This window comes from Pseudoalteromonas sp. MMG022, assembly GCF_021654245.1.
Classification (GTDB): domain Bacteria; phylum Pseudomonadota; class Gammaproteobacteria; order Enterobacterales; family Alteromonadaceae; genus Pseudoalteromonas; species Pseudoalteromonas amylolytica.
The window spans coordinates 21,303-38,284 of the sequence record NZ_JAKFZQ010000025.1; the positions used below are offsets into that span (position 1 = coordinate 21,303).

A 16,982-nucleotide genomic window follows, 5' to 3' on the forward strand; every position below is an offset into this window, starting at 1 on the left:
ATAAATGCAACCTGATTTACTCCACCGCTATATTTTCGAAAAACTCGATGTACGCGGCGAACTGGTACAAATAGATCATACCTTTAATGAGATCATTGCTGGACATGACTATCCCCAAGCAGTGCAAGCATTACTGGGTGAGCTATTAGTTGCGACCAGTTTATTGACGGCCACTTTGAAGTTTGAAGGTGACATCGCCGTACAGTTACAAGGCGACGGCCCAGTAAAGTATGCGGTTATCAATGGTGATCACCAGCAAAACATGCGTGGTGTTGCGCGCTTACAAAGCGAAGTTGCTGGGACCACAATCCCAGAGCTAATGGGTAAAGGGTATATGGTCATTACCATTACACCAACCAAAGGCGAGCGTTATCAAGGTATCGTGCCTCTCACCTCTGATTCTTTGGCTGAGTGTCTAGAAGATTACTTTACGCAATCAGAACAACTTAAAACTCGCCTGTGGTTTGCAACCAGCACCGAAGGGGAACGTGTTAAAGCTGCGGGTCTATTCTTACAGGTACTGCCAGTTGATAAAGAAAAGTCACAAGAAGACTTTGTACATCTTGAAGCGCTGAGCAACACCATTAAAGATGAAGAGCTGTTGGATTTAGACGCGCAAACCGTACTGACACGTTTATATCACGAAGATAATCCGCAATTGTTTGAGCCACAGGAGATTAACTTCGTGTGTGGTTGTAGTCGCGAAAAAACAATTAATGCTTTGGTGAATGTAGGTCAAGAAGCACTGCTTGCGGATATTGAAAAGCAAGGTGAGATCAACATCAGCTGTCATTACTGCTTGAAAAACTACGTTTTCAGCAAAGACGATATTAAGGCAATATTTAACTAAATCTACTTTAGCGAATGTTTCCATAATGAAGCCGTCAAAATGACGGCTTTATTGTTAGGAAAAAATGACACCGGTATCACAAATTTAGTAATTTTCATGACACCGGTATCATTGAAATTATTTAAGTTTTTTGACGTTTTTATGCCTTTTTAGCGCCTCCAAAAGCTCGAATATCTCAAAACCATCTGGTACTATAAATTCAGCTTAAGAACTCAGAGCTATCCCGTTCAATTCTCACATTTAGGTAATAACATGACTTCAAGCGCTACTCGTTTTGTCGATTTAACTGCAGCCGAACTTGTCGAACACGCCATTAGCCGTGGTGAAGGCACTTTAGCCGCAAATGGGGCTTTCGTAGCTAAAACTGGCCGTCGTACAGGCCGTTCACCAAGTGATCGTTTTATCGTAAAAGAGCCAAGCACTGAAAACGACATCCAATGGGGCAACGTTAACCGCCCATTCGATGCTGAAAAATTTAATGCACTATGGGCTCGTGTTGAAGCACACGTACAAAGCAATGACCACTTCGTCTCTCACCTTGAAGTGGGTGCAGATCCAGAGCACTATTTACCAGTTGTAGTAACTACTGAAACTGCTTGGCACCATATTTTTGCTAAAAACATGTTTATTGAACCTGAGCGTTATAATGCAGCTGACTTACCTCAGTGGCATGTAATGAATGTACCTTCATTTGTTTGTGACCCAGAGCGCGATGGCACCAACAGTGATGGTACCGTGATCATCAACTTTGCAGAGCGTAAAGTACTGCTTGCTGGTATGCATTATGCTGGTGAAATGAAAAAATCAATGTTCTCGGTACAGAACTTCCTGCTTCCAGCCAAAGGCGTATTGCCAATGCACTGTAGTGCAAACGTGGGCGAAGCAGGCGACACTGCGCTGTTCTTCGGTTTATCTGGTACAGGTAAAACAACCCTATCAGCTGACCCTACTCGCTTCCTAATCGGTGATGACGAGCACGGCTGGGCACCTGGCAGTGTATTTAACATTGAAGGGGGTTGTTACGCTAAGTGTATCGACCTATCACAAAAGAATGAACCTGTGATCTGGAACGCTATCAAGTTCGGTACCATCTTAGAAAACGTCGTACTTGATGAAAACCGTGTACCTGATTTCAACGACACGAGCCTAACGCAAAACACTCGCGCAGCTTACCCGCTTGAGCACGTAGAAAAGCGCAAAGTAGAAAACCGCGCTGGCGAGCCAAAGGCTGTAGTATTCTTAACCTGTGACGTAAGCGGCGTATTGCCTCCGGTATCTGTACTGTCTGAAGAAGCTGCGGCTTACCACTTCCTAAGTGGTTACACAGCTAAAGTAGGTTCAACTGAAATCGGTTCAACCGCTGACATCGAGTCAACGTTCTCGACTTGTTTTGGCGCACCTTTCTTCCCGCGTCCAGCAGGCGTTTACGCAGAACTTCTTATGAAACGCGTACGTGAGTTTGGCGCAAAAGTTTACTTAGTAAATACTGGCTGGACTGGTGGTCCTTACGGTATTGGTAAGCGTTTTGATATTCCAACCACACGTGCCGTTGTAGATGCTATCGTATCTGGCAAATTGGCTGACGTTGAAACCACTCATATTGAGTCGTTAAACCTAGACGTACCAGTAGCGGTACCTGGTGTAGACAGCGCCTTACTTAACCCAATTAATACTTGGGAAGACAAGGGTAAATACGCTGAATATGCCGCTAAACTGGCTGCGGACTTTAAAGAAAATTTCGAAAAATACGATGTTTCTGACGCCATCAAGCAGGCGGGTCCTCGCGGCTAATTACCGACTCGGTAAACCATTCGGTATACCAATTCCTTTATCAAAAGCGCCCCTTGTTGGGCGTTTTTTTGTTGTCTTATCTATTTGCCTGCCTTCTTTAATTACACATATACCAACCTTACCTACATAGCGCTTTTGTGTGAAATAATCCTGACAATCAGCCATACTGAAAATACATCGCTCAGCGCAAATGGTAGCAAAGCAGAAACAGATATGGTTTGATTATAGTTTGCGCATTACCAAGAAAAAGAACATACCATGCTTGAAAATTTATCTCTGAGGAAAAAGATCCTCCTGCTTATAGGCGGCACAATTTCAGTGTTGTTGATTATTGCATCGGGCTATTTTGTGAATCACATTGCGACTTTGTCGCGACAAGGTGTGGAGCGCGAGGCTCAAAGCTACTTACATGGCGAAAAACTTTCGATGGAGTCATTTTTCGCACAATACGGTAAACTGGTTAAGTCATTTATTACCAGCCCGCATATGATTGCCTTTTTTGAGCAATACGATACCCGAGAAAGCGACCTAGCCTCATTTGCAGGCTATGAAAATATCAATAAAGATTTCATTCGCATCAGTAGCGACGATGAAAATGTGCTATCAGCTTTCTTTGGCTCTGCCAAAACAGGCGAGTACTTCAAAGAAAATGAACGCACGTCAAAATTCGCCGATGGTAAGCCTTATTACACCTATAAACGAGGGTGGTGGCAAGACGCACTAAGCAACAATGGCTTGTACGTAGGTACACCTACGGTTGATATTAATACCGGTGCCGTATCTGCGGTAGTACAACAGCCGGTGCGTAATAGCCGAGGTGAATTGGTGGGTATTGGCGGTGTGGATTTACAAATTAACCGTATCAGTGCACTGGTAGAAGACATTCGCTTTAATAATCAAGGCTATGGCTTTTTGCTAGACAGCAACTTTAAAGTCGTTCACCTGTCGAAGCGAACCGGTCATGATCTATCAATTACCGACGAAGGCCCAAATGGTAAAGAAGGCCTAGAGGCGCTGGAGCAGCGCTTTGCCGATACTCACGGTTTTAGCCAGCTTAATCAGAAAATGAAAACTAACAAGTCGGGCACCGCCCTTGTTACCCTCAAAGGTAAAGAATACTACGCGCTATTTAATAGGGTAGAGCTGGAAACCCCAATTTTAGATTGGCATTTGGGCATTCTCATTCCAGTCAGTTTAATTGAAGAACCGGTAGAGCAAGCGGTAATGACCACCATCACCGCTGTGATCATTATTCTTGCTATCGTTGTCGCCATGATCTGGTGGGCGACACATATGATAGCTAAACCGATTACTATGTTAACCATGACCATGCGCGATATCGCCTCGGGCGATGGTGACTTGACCCAGCGTATTAATATCACCAGCCAAGATGAAGTGGGTCAGCTGGCTCATCACATGAATACCTTCATCGATAAACTACGTGCCATGATGTTAGACACCGCAGCGCAGGCATCACAATTAGGTAATGCCGCAGCGCAATTGAGTGAGGTATCATCTAGTACCAACTCTGAAATTCAACAAGAAAAAGAGCAGGTAGACAGCGTGAGCGCAGCGGTTACTGAAATGGCTGCCACGGTAACGGAGATTTCCCGCAATGCTCAAGAAACCAACCAAGCGGCCGAAACTGTACAGCGCATGACCCAAGATGGGGCTACTCGCTCAAACCAAGCACAACAAGTGATGACCGAGCTATCGGCGCACATTGGAGAAGCAGCCAAAGTGGTTTCTGGCTTAGAGCAAGAAACCAGTAACATCGGCGCGGTTATTGATGTGATCAATGGTATTGCCGAGCAAACTAACCTGCTGGCATTGAATGCCGCAATTGAAGCAGCACGAGCGGGTGAGCAAGGCCGAGGCTTTGCAGTGGTTGCCGATGAAGTGCGTTCTCTGGCAAGTCGTACACAAGAGTCTACCGATGATATTCGCAACATGATCTCACGCTTACAACAAATTGCTCAGCAAGCGTCCGGCATGATGCAACAAGGTCAGGAGCAGGCACAAAGTACCGTAGAACAAACGCAAGGGGTACTTGACTCATTAAGAGAGATTGCAGACTCAGTGACAACGGTACAAGATCAAAGCCATCAAATCGCAACCTCAACCGAAGAACAAACCGTGGTCGCCGAAGACATCAACAACAGTCTTAATACCATTAATGATTTGGTCAACAGTACGGCACACCATGCGCATACACTGGCCGGTGAAGCCAAAGAGTTAAATGACCTAGCAAAAGCACTCAATAGCACGGTTAATCAATTTAAGCTTTAACCCCATGTGATGTGCTCTTAAGGGGCACATCACAACCTTGCGGCAGATCAATAACCTGCTATCCCCTTCATTTTATACTCACACTCCCAACTTATACGTGAAAAAGTGAGTGCTTAACGTGATTAATCTACCAACTTGGGATGACTCCCTGATCAAAAAGTATAATGTGTCTGGTCCAAGGTATACCTCGTACCCAACGGCTTTATCTTTACAATCTGGCTATGATGCCACAGCGCTGCGTGCTGCGGTTCAATCCTCAAAGAGTCGTTCACTTTCACTGTATATCCATATCCCGTTTTGTCATCAGCTTTGCTACTACTGTGGCTGTAATAAGATTGTAACCCGACATCAACACAAAGCGGATACCTATTTAGACAACCTAGAATTAGAAATTCAGGCACAAGCGCCATTATTTGCGCACTATGATGTTGAACAATTACATCTAGGTGGAGGTACGCCCACTTTTTTGAGCGCGAAGCAAATGAGCCGCTTAATCACTATGCTAGAGCAACATTTTGCTTTTACACCTAAGGCGCAGCGCAGCATTGAGATTGACCCGCGATCATTGGCAGAAGGCATGCTAGGGCACCTACAACAACTTGGTTTTAATCGCATCTCCTTTGGCGTACAAGATTTTAACGACCTAGTACAAGAAGCGGTTAATCGCCCCCAACACATGGAAGATGTGATAGCTTTATTAACGCATGCCCGTGAACTAGGCTTTAAGTCAATTAATGCAGATATGATCTATGGACTTCCTCATCAAACACCTGAGAGCTTTGCAAACAGCATCGCTAAGCTCATCGAGCTCAGTCCTGATAGAGTCTCAGTGTTTAACTATGCCCACCTGCCCGATAAGTTTGCCGCTCAGCGTAAATTGAAAGAAGCTGATATGCCCACTCCTGCGCAAAAGCTCACGGTGTTTAAAAACACGCTCGCGCAAATGACAGAGGCGGGTTATCAATTTATTGGTATGGACCATTTTGCCAAAAAGACCGATGAGCTGGCCGTTGCGCAGCAATTCGGCAAGCTTCACCGTAATTTTCAAGGCTATACAACCCATGGGGAATGCGATTTGCTGGGTCTGGGGGTGTCATCTATTTCACAAATAGGTGATGCAATTTTGCAAAACGAAAAGGATCTTAAAGCCTATTATGAAGCTGTAAACCTAGCGGGATTTGCTATTGCCAAAGGCATGAAATTAGATGAGGAAGACAAGCTTAGAGCAGCAGTGATCAAACAGCTTATCTGCCACTTTGAACTGGATATTCCGCAGTTTGAAGCCTCATACAATCTAGACTTTAACACCCACTTTTCTGAGGCGTTGTGTGCACTCACACCACTAGCTGAGGATGGCTTAGTAGAGATAACCCCAGATAAAATTATGGTGACCAGCAAAGGCAATCTGTTTATTCGGATCATCTGTATGTGCTTTGACGCGTACTTACAACAGCAGTTGAAAACCACACGCTTCTCTCGTGTTATCTGAGCAAGTGCTACCGCCTCACTTGAACGTTTTCAGCTGAGGCTAGTCTGGTAAGGCATCTTGCGCCGCAATTTTAGCGGCAATAAAGTCAACATGTGCAACATATAACAAACCAGATATCTTACGTATTATGTGATCTTCATGACTGTCTAAATGACCGTCAGCAAACGCCACATGCCACAGTAGCTCAATGATCTCAATGCGTTCAACATCAGAGGTTTGACGATTTATTTGCTTAACAAACGCGTATAAATCTATGGCCTGATCAACCTGTTGCTGTGCCTGCTCAAGTAGCGTCTCAACCTGCTCCCCCTCCAACTGACACCGACTTATGAGTATATTACGAATTTTATTCAACTCACTTTCTAATGTTTTACCATCAGAGCGCATCACTTCAATCATTAATGCTGCTAGTGCCGTATTAAACTCCAGTTCTAGTGGCTTCGGAGCGGATGCCGTGGCGTTTTGCAATAACTTCTTTAGATGATTTAACAACGAGATACCCCTGTCTATGTTAGACTTAATATGGTTTAAAAATTTAAGGACCAAGCATACATGGAGTCAAAAAGATTAAGTAGTTATAACAACCAATGTTTAGCCAGTATATTGGTTATATTAAGTATACTGCTGCTGAGTGCTTGTCAGAATATCAAAGCCGTGCCAGGCAAACCCGAAAAGCACTATGACTTTGATCATCAAGTTCATTATGAACAAACCAAGTATAATAATGCCCACTACTTATTGCAGATAAAATCGGATAGTTATCGACATTTTTTGCAACAAAGTGTGTTTTTGCTGCGCCACAGCCAACGCTTGTGCCAAGGGAGCACCCCGCAGATCACTTTACAGCAAGGCGTGCAAGGCTTTGAAAAGCTACCCACTTCTCCCAGACCGTACCAACCAGATCTTGTCGCACAAGTGCGCTGTATCAAGTAACTTTAAAGCGCCTAGCGGGCGCTTTTCAATGTCACGACTCATTGAAGGAATGGGCTTTCATGACATCAGCCACCAAATGAATTGTATCAACCCAAGCCTGGCGCAGTTCACTATCCCACTCATCTCCAAGCCCGACTTTTAGGGTATGTAATAAGGCATTACCTACCGGTGTAAAGTCTTTAGCTTCAACACCATAACCAACATGACGTTCAGCAAGGCTCTGGAGTACAGGTACTAGCTTTTCTAGATCATCCAGCCCTGCGACTGCCAGTTTCAGTGTTGCCATGAGCTTTTGGCCTTGAGCCTTGATGCTTGTTTTGAATAATGGCTTTAGTGATGGGTCGTATTCGAATAAGGTTTTGTAGAAAATATCCGCGGCTTGCTCAGAAATGGGTTCCACTTTTGCAAAGCTACTTTGTACCAGCTGTTTTTGTCGTTCTGTTATTGCCATAGCGCTTCCTTTAGCATGTAACGCCGAACCTGTTCGGCGCATGAGTGACCACCTAAAAAATAGCCACTAAAATCCAGAAGCGCGAATAAAAACCTAATTAACCTCTTGCGATTTTAGCATCCAATGATGATATTTCGCTCAATATCAAGGCATTTTTGCGAAGTAATAGCGCGCTATTACAAGTAAAAATAACGAAGAAAGTGTGCAAAATAGCTTTATTGGGCTAATTCGCTTGTTAACTATTGGTCTTTGTAGCCCCAAGGCGCTGCTGGGGGTTTAATAGGTTGGGTCAAATCAAAATCTACCCGAAACTCTCTGCCCTCACGGACCATGCGGTAGCTAAAGGTTTCCTCGTAAATAAACATTTGCCAAGTGTTGCCAGCAGATTGCGGAATACCTTGGCGCACGAATAACTCTTTGGAATACTGATCGGCTGGAAATGATTGTACATTGTTATATCCTGCATCAACTGTATGTCCTCCGTACATAGTTGAAGCATCATCGCTGCCGTCCTGATGACGATGATCATGCTTTAAACTCAAACCGCTGCCAGTTTTGCTAATGATCCACGTTCGTGAAGCGTCATCTCCCACGTGAAAAGGCACTTGCAATTGCTGCTCTGTACAGTGGCGCACATGCATAACAAGCTTTTTATCCGCAAAACTACTGGGACCTTGTGCATTGTCTACAGACACCTCGCCTTCAAATGCCTTACCACAATGCTGGGCAATCTGATTGAAAAATGCATCATGAGTCGCAATTGACACCAATGGCGCAGGACGAGAAAAAGCGGCTATGCTGGTCAAAGCCAACGTGCTAAGAGCAATATATTTCATTATCTAAATGCCTAAAATAAAAAACCAAAGAGTAACCAGCTCTTTGGTCTGTTGCAATCAAATACGTTTAAACTGGCGATAGGTGATGGTTATTACTGCCACGGACGCTGCGTTGCTAGTTGCTGCTCAAACGCGTTAATCTGCCCATTGAGCTGCTCCGTTTCGCCGATAAAATCAAGACCACTGAGTAATCGAGCTTTAATATCCGAACGTACGTCAAAGTCAATAACATCGAAATATTGACTGCGTAACTGCTGTTGCTCTAAATCCACTTCCACTTGAATATCTTCATGTTTTTGAGTCAGTTCAAAAAGCATATCCAAGGTATTGGCCGGTAGGGCAATGCATAGCATCTGGTTATTACCACAATTATTAAAGAAAATATCAGCAAAACTCTGCGCCAAAATCACACTAAAGCCATACTGCTTAAGTGCCCATGGCGCATGCTCTCGTGAAGAGCCACAACCAAAGTTATCACGTGTTAACAGTACTGATGCTCCCTGATAACACGCGCGGTTTAACACAAAATCTGGATTCGCTAAGCCGTTGTCTAAATAACGCCAGTCATAAAACAACGCCTTATCAAAACCATCTCGACTGGTCGATGTGAGAAACTGCTTAGGAATGATCTGATCCGTATCTACATTATTTTTGTCTAGCGGAGCCAACAGCCCCTGATGATAACAACTCATTAAACTTACCCTCGAATATCGGTAAAATAGCCCGTAATTGCAGCCGCCGCCGCCATTGCCGGACTGACCAGATGCGTTCGACCACCGCGCCCTTGGCGGCCTTCAAAGTTTCTGTTAGATGTTGATGCGCAACGTTTGCCAGCCTCAAGACGATCGTCATTCATTGCCAAACACATTGAGCAGCCCGGTTCACGCCATTCAAAACCCGCGGCTTTAAAAATATCAGCTAACCCTTCTTGCTCTGCTTGCTGTTTCACTAGCCCTGAGCCTGGCACTATCAGCGCTTCCACTCCTTGAACAACCTGTTTGCCCTTTACAATTTCAGCCGCCGCACGTAAGTCTTCGATACGACTGTTGGTACAAGAGCCAATAAAGACGGTGTCTACTTTGGCATCCGACAGCCTCTGCCCTGCTTCAAGACCCATATATTTCAACGCACTGCGAATAGCATCAGCTTTAATCAAATCTGGCTCAGCGTCTGGGTCTGGCACCAACTCATCGATGCCAATCACTTGCTCTGGACTAGTTCCCCATGTCACCTGAGGTTGAATTTCTTGTGCATTCATTTCAACCACTGAATCAAATTGTGCGTCTTCGTCTGATTGCAGAGTTTTCCAATACTCAACGGCCGAGATAAAGTCTTCCCCTTGTGGCGCAAAAGGACGCCCTTTTAAGTATTGGAATGTGGTTTCATCTGGTGCGATTAACCCAGCCTTGGCTCCCATTTCAATACTCATGTTACACAGCGTCATACGCGCTTCCATCGACAGGGCCTCTATTGCGCTGCCACAAAACTCTGCAACATACCCCGTTCCTCCTGCCGTGCCCAATTTGCCAATCACCGCCATAATAAGATCTTTGGCTGTGACAGTGGGCCGAAGCTGTCCATTTATTTGAATTTTCAATGATTTTGCTTTTTTCTGTTGCAGTGTTTGAGTTGCCAGCACGTGTTCAACTTCTGAAGTACCAATACCGTGTGCCAATGCTCCAAAAGCGCCATGCGTTGAGGTATGGCTATCACCACACACTATGGTTGTGCCGGGTAAGGTGATCCCCTGCTCCGGGCCTATAACATGTACAATTCCCTGATTAATCGAGTTTAAGTCATACAAGACAATGCCGAACTCTTCACAGTTTTGTGCCAACGCCAGCAGTTGATTTTTAGATACTTCACTTGCGGCATCTAACGAGCGGCTTTTGGTCGATACGTTATGATCCATCGTCGCAAAGGTTTTGTCAGGGCAACGTACCGTGCGGTTTTTCTCACGCAGTCCAGCAAAAGCCTGAGGCGATGTTACCTCATGGACCAAGTGCCTATCGATATAAAGTAAGTCGGTTTGTTCATTAATTTTTGCAACCACATGTGATTGCCAAATTTTGTCGTATAAGGTTTGTGCCACTTGCTACATCCTCAGCTTTGTCGGTAGCCTGACGAAGACTACCCACTCAAATTAACATTAAATTCTTGCGACGATTGCCTGCGCTACATCTTGAGTCGTGTAAGCCGCATTTGGGAAAATATCAGGAGTACCAATACCTGATGCCACCGCCTCCGCCACCGCTTTTTCTATACTACGAGCAGCTTCATCCTGACCAAGAGAATATCTGAGCATCAGCGCTGCACTGAGTATTTGCGCAATAGGATTTGCAATTCCCTTACCTGCGATGTCAGGTGCCGAGCCACCAGCTGGTTCATACAAACCAAAGCCCGATTGGTTCAAACTCGCTGAAGGCAGTAATCCCATAGAGCCTGTGATCATGGCGCATTCATCAGATAGAATGTCACCAAATAAGTTGTCACATAACAGCACATCAAATTGTTGTGGCTGCTTCACCAATTGCATTGCGGCGTTATCGACGTATATGTAATCAAGTGTCACTTCAGGATAATCTTTACTAACCTCAGTAACCACCTCTCGCCACAATACACTGGAAGCCAACACATTGGCTTTGTCTACAGATGTAACATGGTTGCTGCGCAGCTTAGCAGCTTCAAATGCAAAGCGTGCTATACGCTCAATTTCCGCTCTTGAATAACGCTGAGTGTCGTACGCAGATTCTTCCAACCCTGTACCCTCTCGGCCTTTTTCACCGAAATAGATCCCCCCAGTCAGCTCACGCACACACAAAATATCGAAGCCTCGCTCACTAATATCAGCGCGCAGTGGCGAAGCCTTACTTAAAGCAGGAAGTAGCTGCGCTGGGCGTAAATTACAGAATAAGCCAAAGTGTTTGCGAAGCGGTAACAGTGATGCACGTTCAGGTTGCTGATCGGGTGGTAAACTTTCCCACTTTGGTCCCCCAACCGAGCCAAATAAAATTGCATCAGCCGCTTCACACGCAGCTAATGTGGACGGTGGTAAAGCTTGACCATATTGGTCAATTGCCGCGCCGCCAATGGCGTGATGCTCACGCTCTAATGTGAACTTAAATTTGTCGCTGACCGCATCGAGTACGCTCAATGCTGCCGACATCACTTCAGGGCCAATGCCATCTCCTGCGAGTACGGCAACTTGGTAACTTGCTTGGCTCATCCTGCTTTCCTTTGTTGTTTTAAACTTGAGACTTTCTGTGCTCTGTCTATTAGATTGTAAACGCGGACCATCGCTCGTACTGACGCTTCGACGATATCTGCAGCAAGACCCGCACCGTGATACTGGCGACCATTATACTTAGCTATGATGTCCACTTGACCAAGAGAACTTGCCCCTTGCCCCGTTGCATCCAAATTATATTCAATGACTTCTACTGCCATACCTGTAATACGCTCGATTGCCAAGAATGACGCCTCAACAGGACCATTTCCTGTGGCGGCTTCTTGCTTAGATTGCTGACCTACCGTCATGCCAATGGTAGAGCTAGCCACTGACTGGGAGTTAGAGGTAGAGTTAACAAACTCTAACTTGTAGTGATCTTCTTCGTCATTGATCTGGTTGAAATAAATCATGGCTTCTAAGTCATAGTCATACACAGTGCCCTTTTGATCCGCCAATGCTAAGAAGCTTTCGTATAGGCTATCCATATCATAATCAGACTTTTGATACCCCAGCTCTGTAAGGCGGTGTTCAATGACGTGACGCCCAGAGCGTGAGGTCATATTGAGTTGATTGTTAGGCACACCTACGCTTTCAGGCGACATGATTTCATAAGTATTCTGAGCTTTTAATACTCCATCTTGGTGAATACCAGAACTGTGTGCAAAAGCATTTTCACCCACAATGGCTTTGTTCGGCTGCACCGCCATGTTACAAATCTTTGCAACCTGACGAGAGGCTCGGTAGATTTCTTCACTATGAATGTCGGTATGTACTTTTAAATGGTCTTGACGCATTTTCATGATCATCGCCACTTCTTCTAGTGAGCAGTTACCCGCCCGCTCACCAATACCGTTGATGGTGCATTCTATTTGTCTTGCCCCCGCTTGTACCGCCGCAATAGAGTTGGCAACTGCCAAACCTAAATCATTGTGACAATGCACACTCAATCGTGCCTTATCGATATTTGGCACGTTGTTCATCAAATGGTGGATCATCGCGGCATATTCATCTGGCGTTACATAGCCCACGGTGTCGGGTAAATTGATGGTCGATGCGCCAGCATCAATAGCTGACTCCACAATGCGACAAAGATCACTATGTGGTGTGCGCCCTGCATCTTCACATGAAAATTCAACGTCATCAGTATACTTTCGCGCGAGCTTGATAGACTTCACTGCCATGGCTGTGGCATCGTCCAAGCTCATTCGCAGCTTATGTTCAAGGTGCAAGGGGCTGGTGGCAATAAAGGTATGAATTCTGCCACGCTCTGCTGGTTTAAGGGCTTCCCCACAGGCCTCTATATCCTTACTCACCGTACGAGCTAACCCACAAATAACTGGGTTTCGCACTTCAGTGGCGATGCGTTGTACCGCTCTAAAGTCTGCAGGACTAGAAACTGGAAACCCAACCTCCATTACGTCCACATTCAAGCGGCTTATGGCATGTGCTAACTGCAATTTATCATCTTCGGTTAGGCTTGCTTTTAATGCTTGCTCGCCATCACGCAACGTAGTATCAAAAATCCAGACTTTATCCTGCATTACTTGTTCCTCATCCCCAAAAATAAAAAAACCCCGCTAAGTGCGGGGTCCAAAGTAGTAGCTCAATTTACGCGCACTACACCCCACTCTCACAGTTAATCAGTAAGAGGTTAAGCAGTAGTGACAAAAGCGTGATGTTATTCATTGAGCATATTCGTCCTGTTGATGGATTGGCTATGTTTTAACATGGGAAACAAACTCAAATCAAGCATAAAAAATCCACAAAAGCACAACTCTTGAGATAAAAAAAGAAACCATAAACCAAAAAGCAACGAGAAAATAAAAAAACAATTCAACATCACATATCAAGCGCAGAAATTAACTAATGCATCAGGTATTACTGAGTAAATTTGTTAAATGAAGTTTTTCTCAAAATCACAGCAAATAAACACAAAAACAGCACAAAATATAGCGACCCACCACCGTCTGCATCATCCTCGGGGTTATTCGGCTCGGCAGTGTTGTCACTGTCATCTTGCTCAGTAATGGTTATCTGCATGTTTTGCTCAGAAATGAGGGTCTGGTCAAACTTCGCCTGCAGAGTAATTTGATACGAACCAGCTTGCTGCGGCGTAAACGCAAACTGCCTCCCTTGATGACTCTCACCGCTGGATGAGAGCCAGTAATACTGTAAATCCAGCTCAGCTTTAGCATCTAAGTCGACTTGATAGGTTAAATGTTGCTGGACAGTCCCAGTGTCTGGACCAAGGATATTCATGGCCAATACATTCGGTGTGATCAAGTCAACCATCTTAAGCTGTTCAGCTACTTGTTTGCCATTTTGATAGGTAAGCTTTCGTACCTGATAAATTCCTGGCTTTTGGTATTGATGTAATGGTTGTGCTTCGTGAGAGTAGTTTCCATCTCCAAAGTCCCAAAAGTACTGTTCCGTGGCGTTCGCGATTGCACTACCATGCCAAGATAACAATACAAACACAGGGACTACTATCTTCCTTAACTGCTTAAACACTTTATTACTCCTTATCAACATTGAGGCTGGTTAGGATCAGCAAAACAAGTCGTTCGTAAAGCTTCCATTTCCTCTAAGTTAACTTTTGCCGCATCTAATTGCGCTTGTGCATCTGGCTGTTCATCCTCAGTAGCTACGGCTAAAAACGCTTCATAACGCTGTACATCACGTACCGCCTTACCATAACGTTCATCAATACTGCGCCAAATATCCTCATATTGTTCGCTACTGCTTATTCCTTGTTGCGATAACAATTCGTAATGGCCCGAGTCCTGATAGGATTCTATCATGATACTGCGAGTCACTTTTGGCAAGTTATTCAAATCCGCACTCAGTGGACCACCAAAAGTATAATCCGCCAGCTTTTGTAGGGTATCTAAACACGGTGTAATACTGCTTCCTCGGCAATGCTTTGGGTTATTCGCCATGATTTGCGTAAGCCCAGCTGGTAAATCACCATTGGAATTTACATCTATCGACAATACCGCGTTAGCTGCAAACTTTTCGATTTCTTTTATTTTGGTTTTGGTTTTCTTAAAAAACAGCACTCGGATTTTAATTTTGGTGACAAACTTTTTGTAATCTTCCTCTGTCCGAAAATGTAACCGCGCATTTAAAAACAAATCTCTGCCGTATCTAACTTGGTAAACAAAGTCATTTCCACAAGATAAATCTTCATAACCCGCAACAACTTGCCGATTTTCCAGCGTACTATATCCCAGCTCTAATTGCAGATGTAACTGCGAGGTCAAACTTAGGGTATCGGTTGCATTTCGGTGCGTCATAGATGTTGATACACTACCTGCTATGATGAACAGGTTAACTCCACCATGTAGCTCACCAAATGTCCGTCTGCGGATCTGCGTTTCATTCTGACGCTGCAAATAATCTAACTGCCCCGAGCTTACCGGCGTATGAATAACCGTGCCCGTTAAACACTTATCACCTACTTTATGAGTTTGTACAGCAAATGATTTTCCCAAATCCTGCTCGGAAAATTGCTCACTGTAATATCGCTGTGCCGATGCACCCACACTGAAACAGACCAACACCCCATACAGTATCGTTCTCATATTCACTCCTTGAAATGAGCCAAAACGCATGCACGTTTTGGCTCATAATGGTATTAACCCGCGTTAAACGCGCTGCCGTATGTGCTCAATGCAGCTTCACATAAACGCCAGTTCAGAACGCCTCTAGCCGGTGCACTTGCATCAATAAATGTAGGTGCCCATCTCATGTTGCGATATTTCACACTTTCGTCTTCAATCACCGCGCCTGAGCGCACTGCTTCTTGACGCGCTATTTCGCACTGTTTCCAGTCTAGACGATCCGATTGCGGTAACTGTAGCTGGGTCGCATCATAGTTTGCAGGACATGTTTTACCACGACGAGTACAGTCATCTTTCATCTTTTGAAGTTCGTCTTCACATGATGTACCGAATGGATTATCTCTACAGAACTTGGCTGCATTGTAGAGGAACCAAGCATTGTCATAGGCAAGATCTTTAATTTGCTCTACAGATGTGCGCTGCTCTTCTGGTAGATACGCGTAGTAGCTAGTGAGTAAGTTAGTCGCACGCTGTTCATCAAGTACTGCTTGCTTGAATTCATCTTCAAGTTCAGTGATCAACCATTTAGTTGCGTTACGAATCGTTAGGTACTCAGGTACCAATGGACGTAATGCTAACGAAGAGCTGTCATAACGCGTGGTGTAATAACGCACTACGTTGTAATCGCTTAACGTGTTCAACTGACTTCTAAAGCCATCTTTGGCATATTTAACCGCTTCATAAAACATATCGAAACACGGCGTAGGGTTATCCAAAGAACAGGTAATAATGTTGTTTGGAATAATCGTCAGCAACTGCTTCGGATCACCACCGTGCTGAATCGCGCGTACGGTGATTTTTACGGATGACTTAGTATCATCTTGTAGATATTTAAGTTGACCACCAACATTAAATACACCACCGTATAGGTCAACATCCAAGTAACCACCAATTTCTGATTTATCACGGTTGCTACCGTAATCAATCTTAAGGTTAACCATAATGTTTGCACCGTATTCGATAGCCGATACAAATTCATCGCCCGCTAGTTGCTGAATTTTTGCCTGATGATTCGTTGCAATCTCTTGACCCGCTTGCGATAGGGTATAACCCACATTGCTGTCTTGAGGTAAAAAGAGTCGCTTTTTCGGCGTGCTACTTGCACTAAAAGTATATGAACTTGAGTAAGTACTTGATGCCATTTCCTTTGCTAGGCTCGCGCCCGCAGACACTCGCACAACAGGGAAATTCACATCAATATCAACACTACCATTTAAGGTACTCAGTAGGTCATCATAGCTCATATCAATGCCGGTTTTAAATTTCAGCTCAGTATTACCAAACGTTTCATCAATACGTCCCGCAACAGGTTGTACATTTAAAAATCGCTTTAACTGACTGTCGTAAGCTGTACCAATCGCAACGTGATCGTTGATTAAGCCAGATATTGTTGAACCAGTAGTTGCCGTGCTAATGTCATTCGCTACTGCCGCTGAGCTGCTAAGTCCAAGCAGTAACATGTATGAGTAAATAGGTTTCATTGCTTTGTCC

15 protein-coding genes are annotated in these 16,982 nt (G+C 44.6%); 5 read left to right on the top strand and 10 right to left on the bottom strand.

Translation table 11 applies throughout. The features are described 5' to 3' along the window. Nucleotides 1-4 precede the first annotated feature (4 nt). The 4 genes from hslO (at nucleotide 5) to hemN (ending at nucleotide 6,419) form a co-directional block, all read left to right on the top strand. Entirely contained in the window at nucleotides 5-850 is an 846-nt protein-coding gene (gene hslO / locus L1070_RS17845) for an Hsp33 family molecular chaperone HslO (protein ID WP_237126579.1), read from the top strand. Nucleotides 851-1,102: 252 nt separating this feature from the next. Further along, nucleotides 1,103-2,641, top strand: coding sequence for a phosphoenolpyruvate carboxykinase (locus L1070_RS17850; protein ID WP_070987929.1), 1,539 nt, complete (start codon nucleotides 1,103-1,105; stop codon nucleotides 2,639-2,641). Nucleotides 2,642-2,899: 258 nt separating this feature from the next. Next, nucleotides 2,900-4,930 carry a methyl-accepting chemotaxis protein gene (locus L1070_RS17855; RefSeq protein WP_070987926.1) on the top strand — a complete coding sequence of 677 codons (2,031 nt, stop codon included), beginning with the start codon at nucleotides 2,900-2,902 and terminating at the stop codon, nucleotides 4,928-4,930. 118 nt (nucleotides 4,931-5,048) lie between these two features. Next, nucleotides 5,049-6,419 carry an oxygen-independent coproporphyrinogen III oxidase gene (gene hemN, locus L1070_RS17860; RefSeq protein ID WP_237126606.1) on the top strand — a complete coding sequence of 457 codons (1,371 nt, stop codon included), beginning with the start codon at nucleotides 5,049-5,051 and terminating at the stop codon, nucleotides 6,417-6,419. Between the two features lie 39 nt (nucleotides 6,420-6,458). Here hemN and L1070_RS17865 read toward each other — a convergent pair whose 3' ends face one another. After that, nucleotides 6,459-6,911 carry a TerB family tellurite resistance protein gene (locus tag L1070_RS17865; RefSeq protein WP_237126580.1) on the bottom strand — a complete coding sequence of 151 codons (453 nt, stop codon included), beginning with the start codon at nucleotides 6,909-6,911 and terminating at the stop codon, nucleotides 6,459-6,461. 60 nt (nucleotides 6,912-6,971) lie between these two features. On the opposite strand from L1070_RS17865, the gene L1070_RS17870 reads away from it, so the two are divergent. Beyond that, nucleotides 6,972-7,352, top strand: a complete 381-nt coding sequence (locus tag L1070_RS17870; protein ID WP_237126581.1) for a hypothetical protein — start codon at nucleotides 6,972-6,974, stop codon at nucleotides 7,350-7,352. A gap of 31 nt (nucleotides 7,353-7,383) precedes the next feature. Here the strand turns inward: L1070_RS17870 and L1070_RS17875 are convergent, their stop codons facing one another. The 9 genes from L1070_RS17875 to L1070_RS17915 form a co-directional block, all read right to left on the bottom strand. Continuing rightward, entirely contained in the window at nucleotides 7,384-7,803 is a 420-nt protein-coding gene (locus L1070_RS17875) for a globin family protein (protein WP_070987918.1), read from the bottom strand. Between the two features lie 239 nt (nucleotides 7,804-8,042). Then, the gene (locus L1070_RS17880; RefSeq protein ID WP_237126582.1) at nucleotides 8,043-8,639 is read right to left on the bottom strand and encodes a hypothetical protein; all 597 of its coding nucleotides are present in this window, start codon (nucleotides 8,637-8,639) and stop codon (nucleotides 8,043-8,045) included. A 92-nt stretch (nucleotides 8,640-8,731) separates the two neighbouring features. After that, nucleotides 8,732-9,331 carry a 3-isopropylmalate dehydratase small subunit gene (gene leuD / locus L1070_RS17885; protein ID WP_237126583.1) on the bottom strand — a complete coding sequence of 200 codons (600 nt, stop codon included), beginning with the start codon at nucleotides 9,329-9,331 and terminating at the stop codon, nucleotides 8,732-8,734. A gap of 5 nt (nucleotides 9,332-9,336) precedes the next feature. Continuing rightward, nucleotides 9,337-10,731 carry a 3-isopropylmalate dehydratase large subunit gene (gene leuC / locus L1070_RS17890; protein ID WP_237126584.1) on the bottom strand — a complete coding sequence of 465 codons (1,395 nt, stop codon included), beginning with the start codon at nucleotides 10,729-10,731 and terminating at the stop codon, nucleotides 9,337-9,339. Nucleotides 10,732-10,788: 57 nt separating this feature from the next. Continuing rightward, on the bottom strand, nucleotides 10,789-11,865 hold the full coding sequence (gene leuB / locus L1070_RS17895; protein WP_070987911.1) for a 3-isopropylmalate dehydrogenase: 1,077 nt from the start codon (nucleotides 11,863-11,865) through the stop codon (nucleotides 10,789-10,791). Further along, complete coding sequence (gene leuA, locus L1070_RS17900; RefSeq protein ID WP_070987909.1) at nucleotides 11,862-13,409, bottom strand: 2-isopropylmalate synthase; 1,548 nt, start codon at nucleotides 13,407-13,409, stop codon at nucleotides 11,862-11,864. Before leuA ends, leuB begins: the two co-directional genes overlap by 4 nt. A 337-nt stretch (nucleotides 13,410-13,746) precedes the next feature. Then, nucleotides 13,747-14,379: a PKD domain-containing protein gene (locus tag L1070_RS17905; protein WP_237126585.1), complete on the bottom strand. Its 633-nt coding sequence runs from the start codon at nucleotides 14,377-14,379 to the stop codon at nucleotides 13,747-13,749. A gap of 14 nt (nucleotides 14,380-14,393) precedes the next feature. Next, nucleotides 14,394-15,452 carry a hypothetical protein gene (locus tag L1070_RS17910; RefSeq protein ID WP_237126586.1) on the bottom strand — a complete coding sequence of 353 codons (1,059 nt, stop codon included), beginning with the start codon at nucleotides 15,450-15,452 and terminating at the stop codon, nucleotides 14,394-14,396. A gap of 53 nt (nucleotides 15,453-15,505) precedes the next feature. Further along, nucleotides 15,506-16,972, bottom strand: coding sequence for an internalin (locus tag L1070_RS17915; RefSeq protein ID WP_070987903.1), 1,467 nt, complete (start codon nucleotides 16,970-16,972; stop codon nucleotides 15,506-15,508). Nucleotides 16,973-16,982: the final 10 nt, after the last annotated feature.

What these genes read in the sequence shown, in the direction of transcription:
- hslO (WP_237126579.1), top strand. Translation starts at nt 5, where the DNA reads ATGCAACCTGATTTACTCCACCGCTATATTTTCGAAAAACTCGATGTA.
- L1070_RS17850 (WP_070987929.1), top strand. Translation starts at nt 1,103, where the DNA reads ATGACTTCAAGCGCTACTCGTTTTGTCGATTTAACTGCAGCCGAACTT.
- L1070_RS17855 (WP_070987926.1), top strand. Translation starts at nt 2,900, where the DNA reads ATGCTTGAAAATTTATCTCTGAGGAAAAAGATCCTCCTGCTTATAGGC.
- L1070_RS17870 (WP_237126581.1), top strand. Translation starts at nt 6,972, where the DNA reads ATGGAGTCAAAAAGATTAAGTAGTTATAACAACCAATGTTTAGCCAGT.
- L1070_RS17875 (WP_070987918.1), bottom strand. Translation starts at nt 7,803, where the DNA reads ATGGCAATAACAGAACGACAAAAACAGCTGGTACAAAGTAGCTTTGCA.
- L1070_RS17880 (WP_237126582.1), bottom strand. Translation starts at nt 8,639, where the DNA reads ATGAAATATATTGCTCTTAGCACGTTGGCTTTGACCAGCATAGCCGCT.
- leuD (WP_237126583.1), bottom strand. Translation starts at nt 9,331, where the DNA reads ATGAGTTGTTATCATCAGGGGCTGTTGGCTCCGCTAGACAAAAATAAT.
- leuB (WP_070987911.1), bottom strand. Translation starts at nt 11,865, where the DNA reads ATGAGCCAAGCAAGTTACCAAGTTGCCGTACTCGCAGGAGATGGCATT.
- leuA (WP_070987909.1), bottom strand. Translation starts at nt 13,409, where the DNA reads ATGCAGGATAAAGTCTGGATTTTTGATACTACGTTGCGTGATGGCGAG.
- L1070_RS17910 (WP_237126586.1), bottom strand. Translation starts at nt 15,452, where the DNA reads ATGAGAACGATACTGTATGGGGTGTTGGTCTGTTTCAGTGTGGGTGCA.
- L1070_RS17915 (WP_070987903.1), bottom strand. Translation starts at nt 16,972, where the DNA reads ATGAAACCTATTTACTCATACATGTTACTGCTTGGACTTAGCAGCTCA.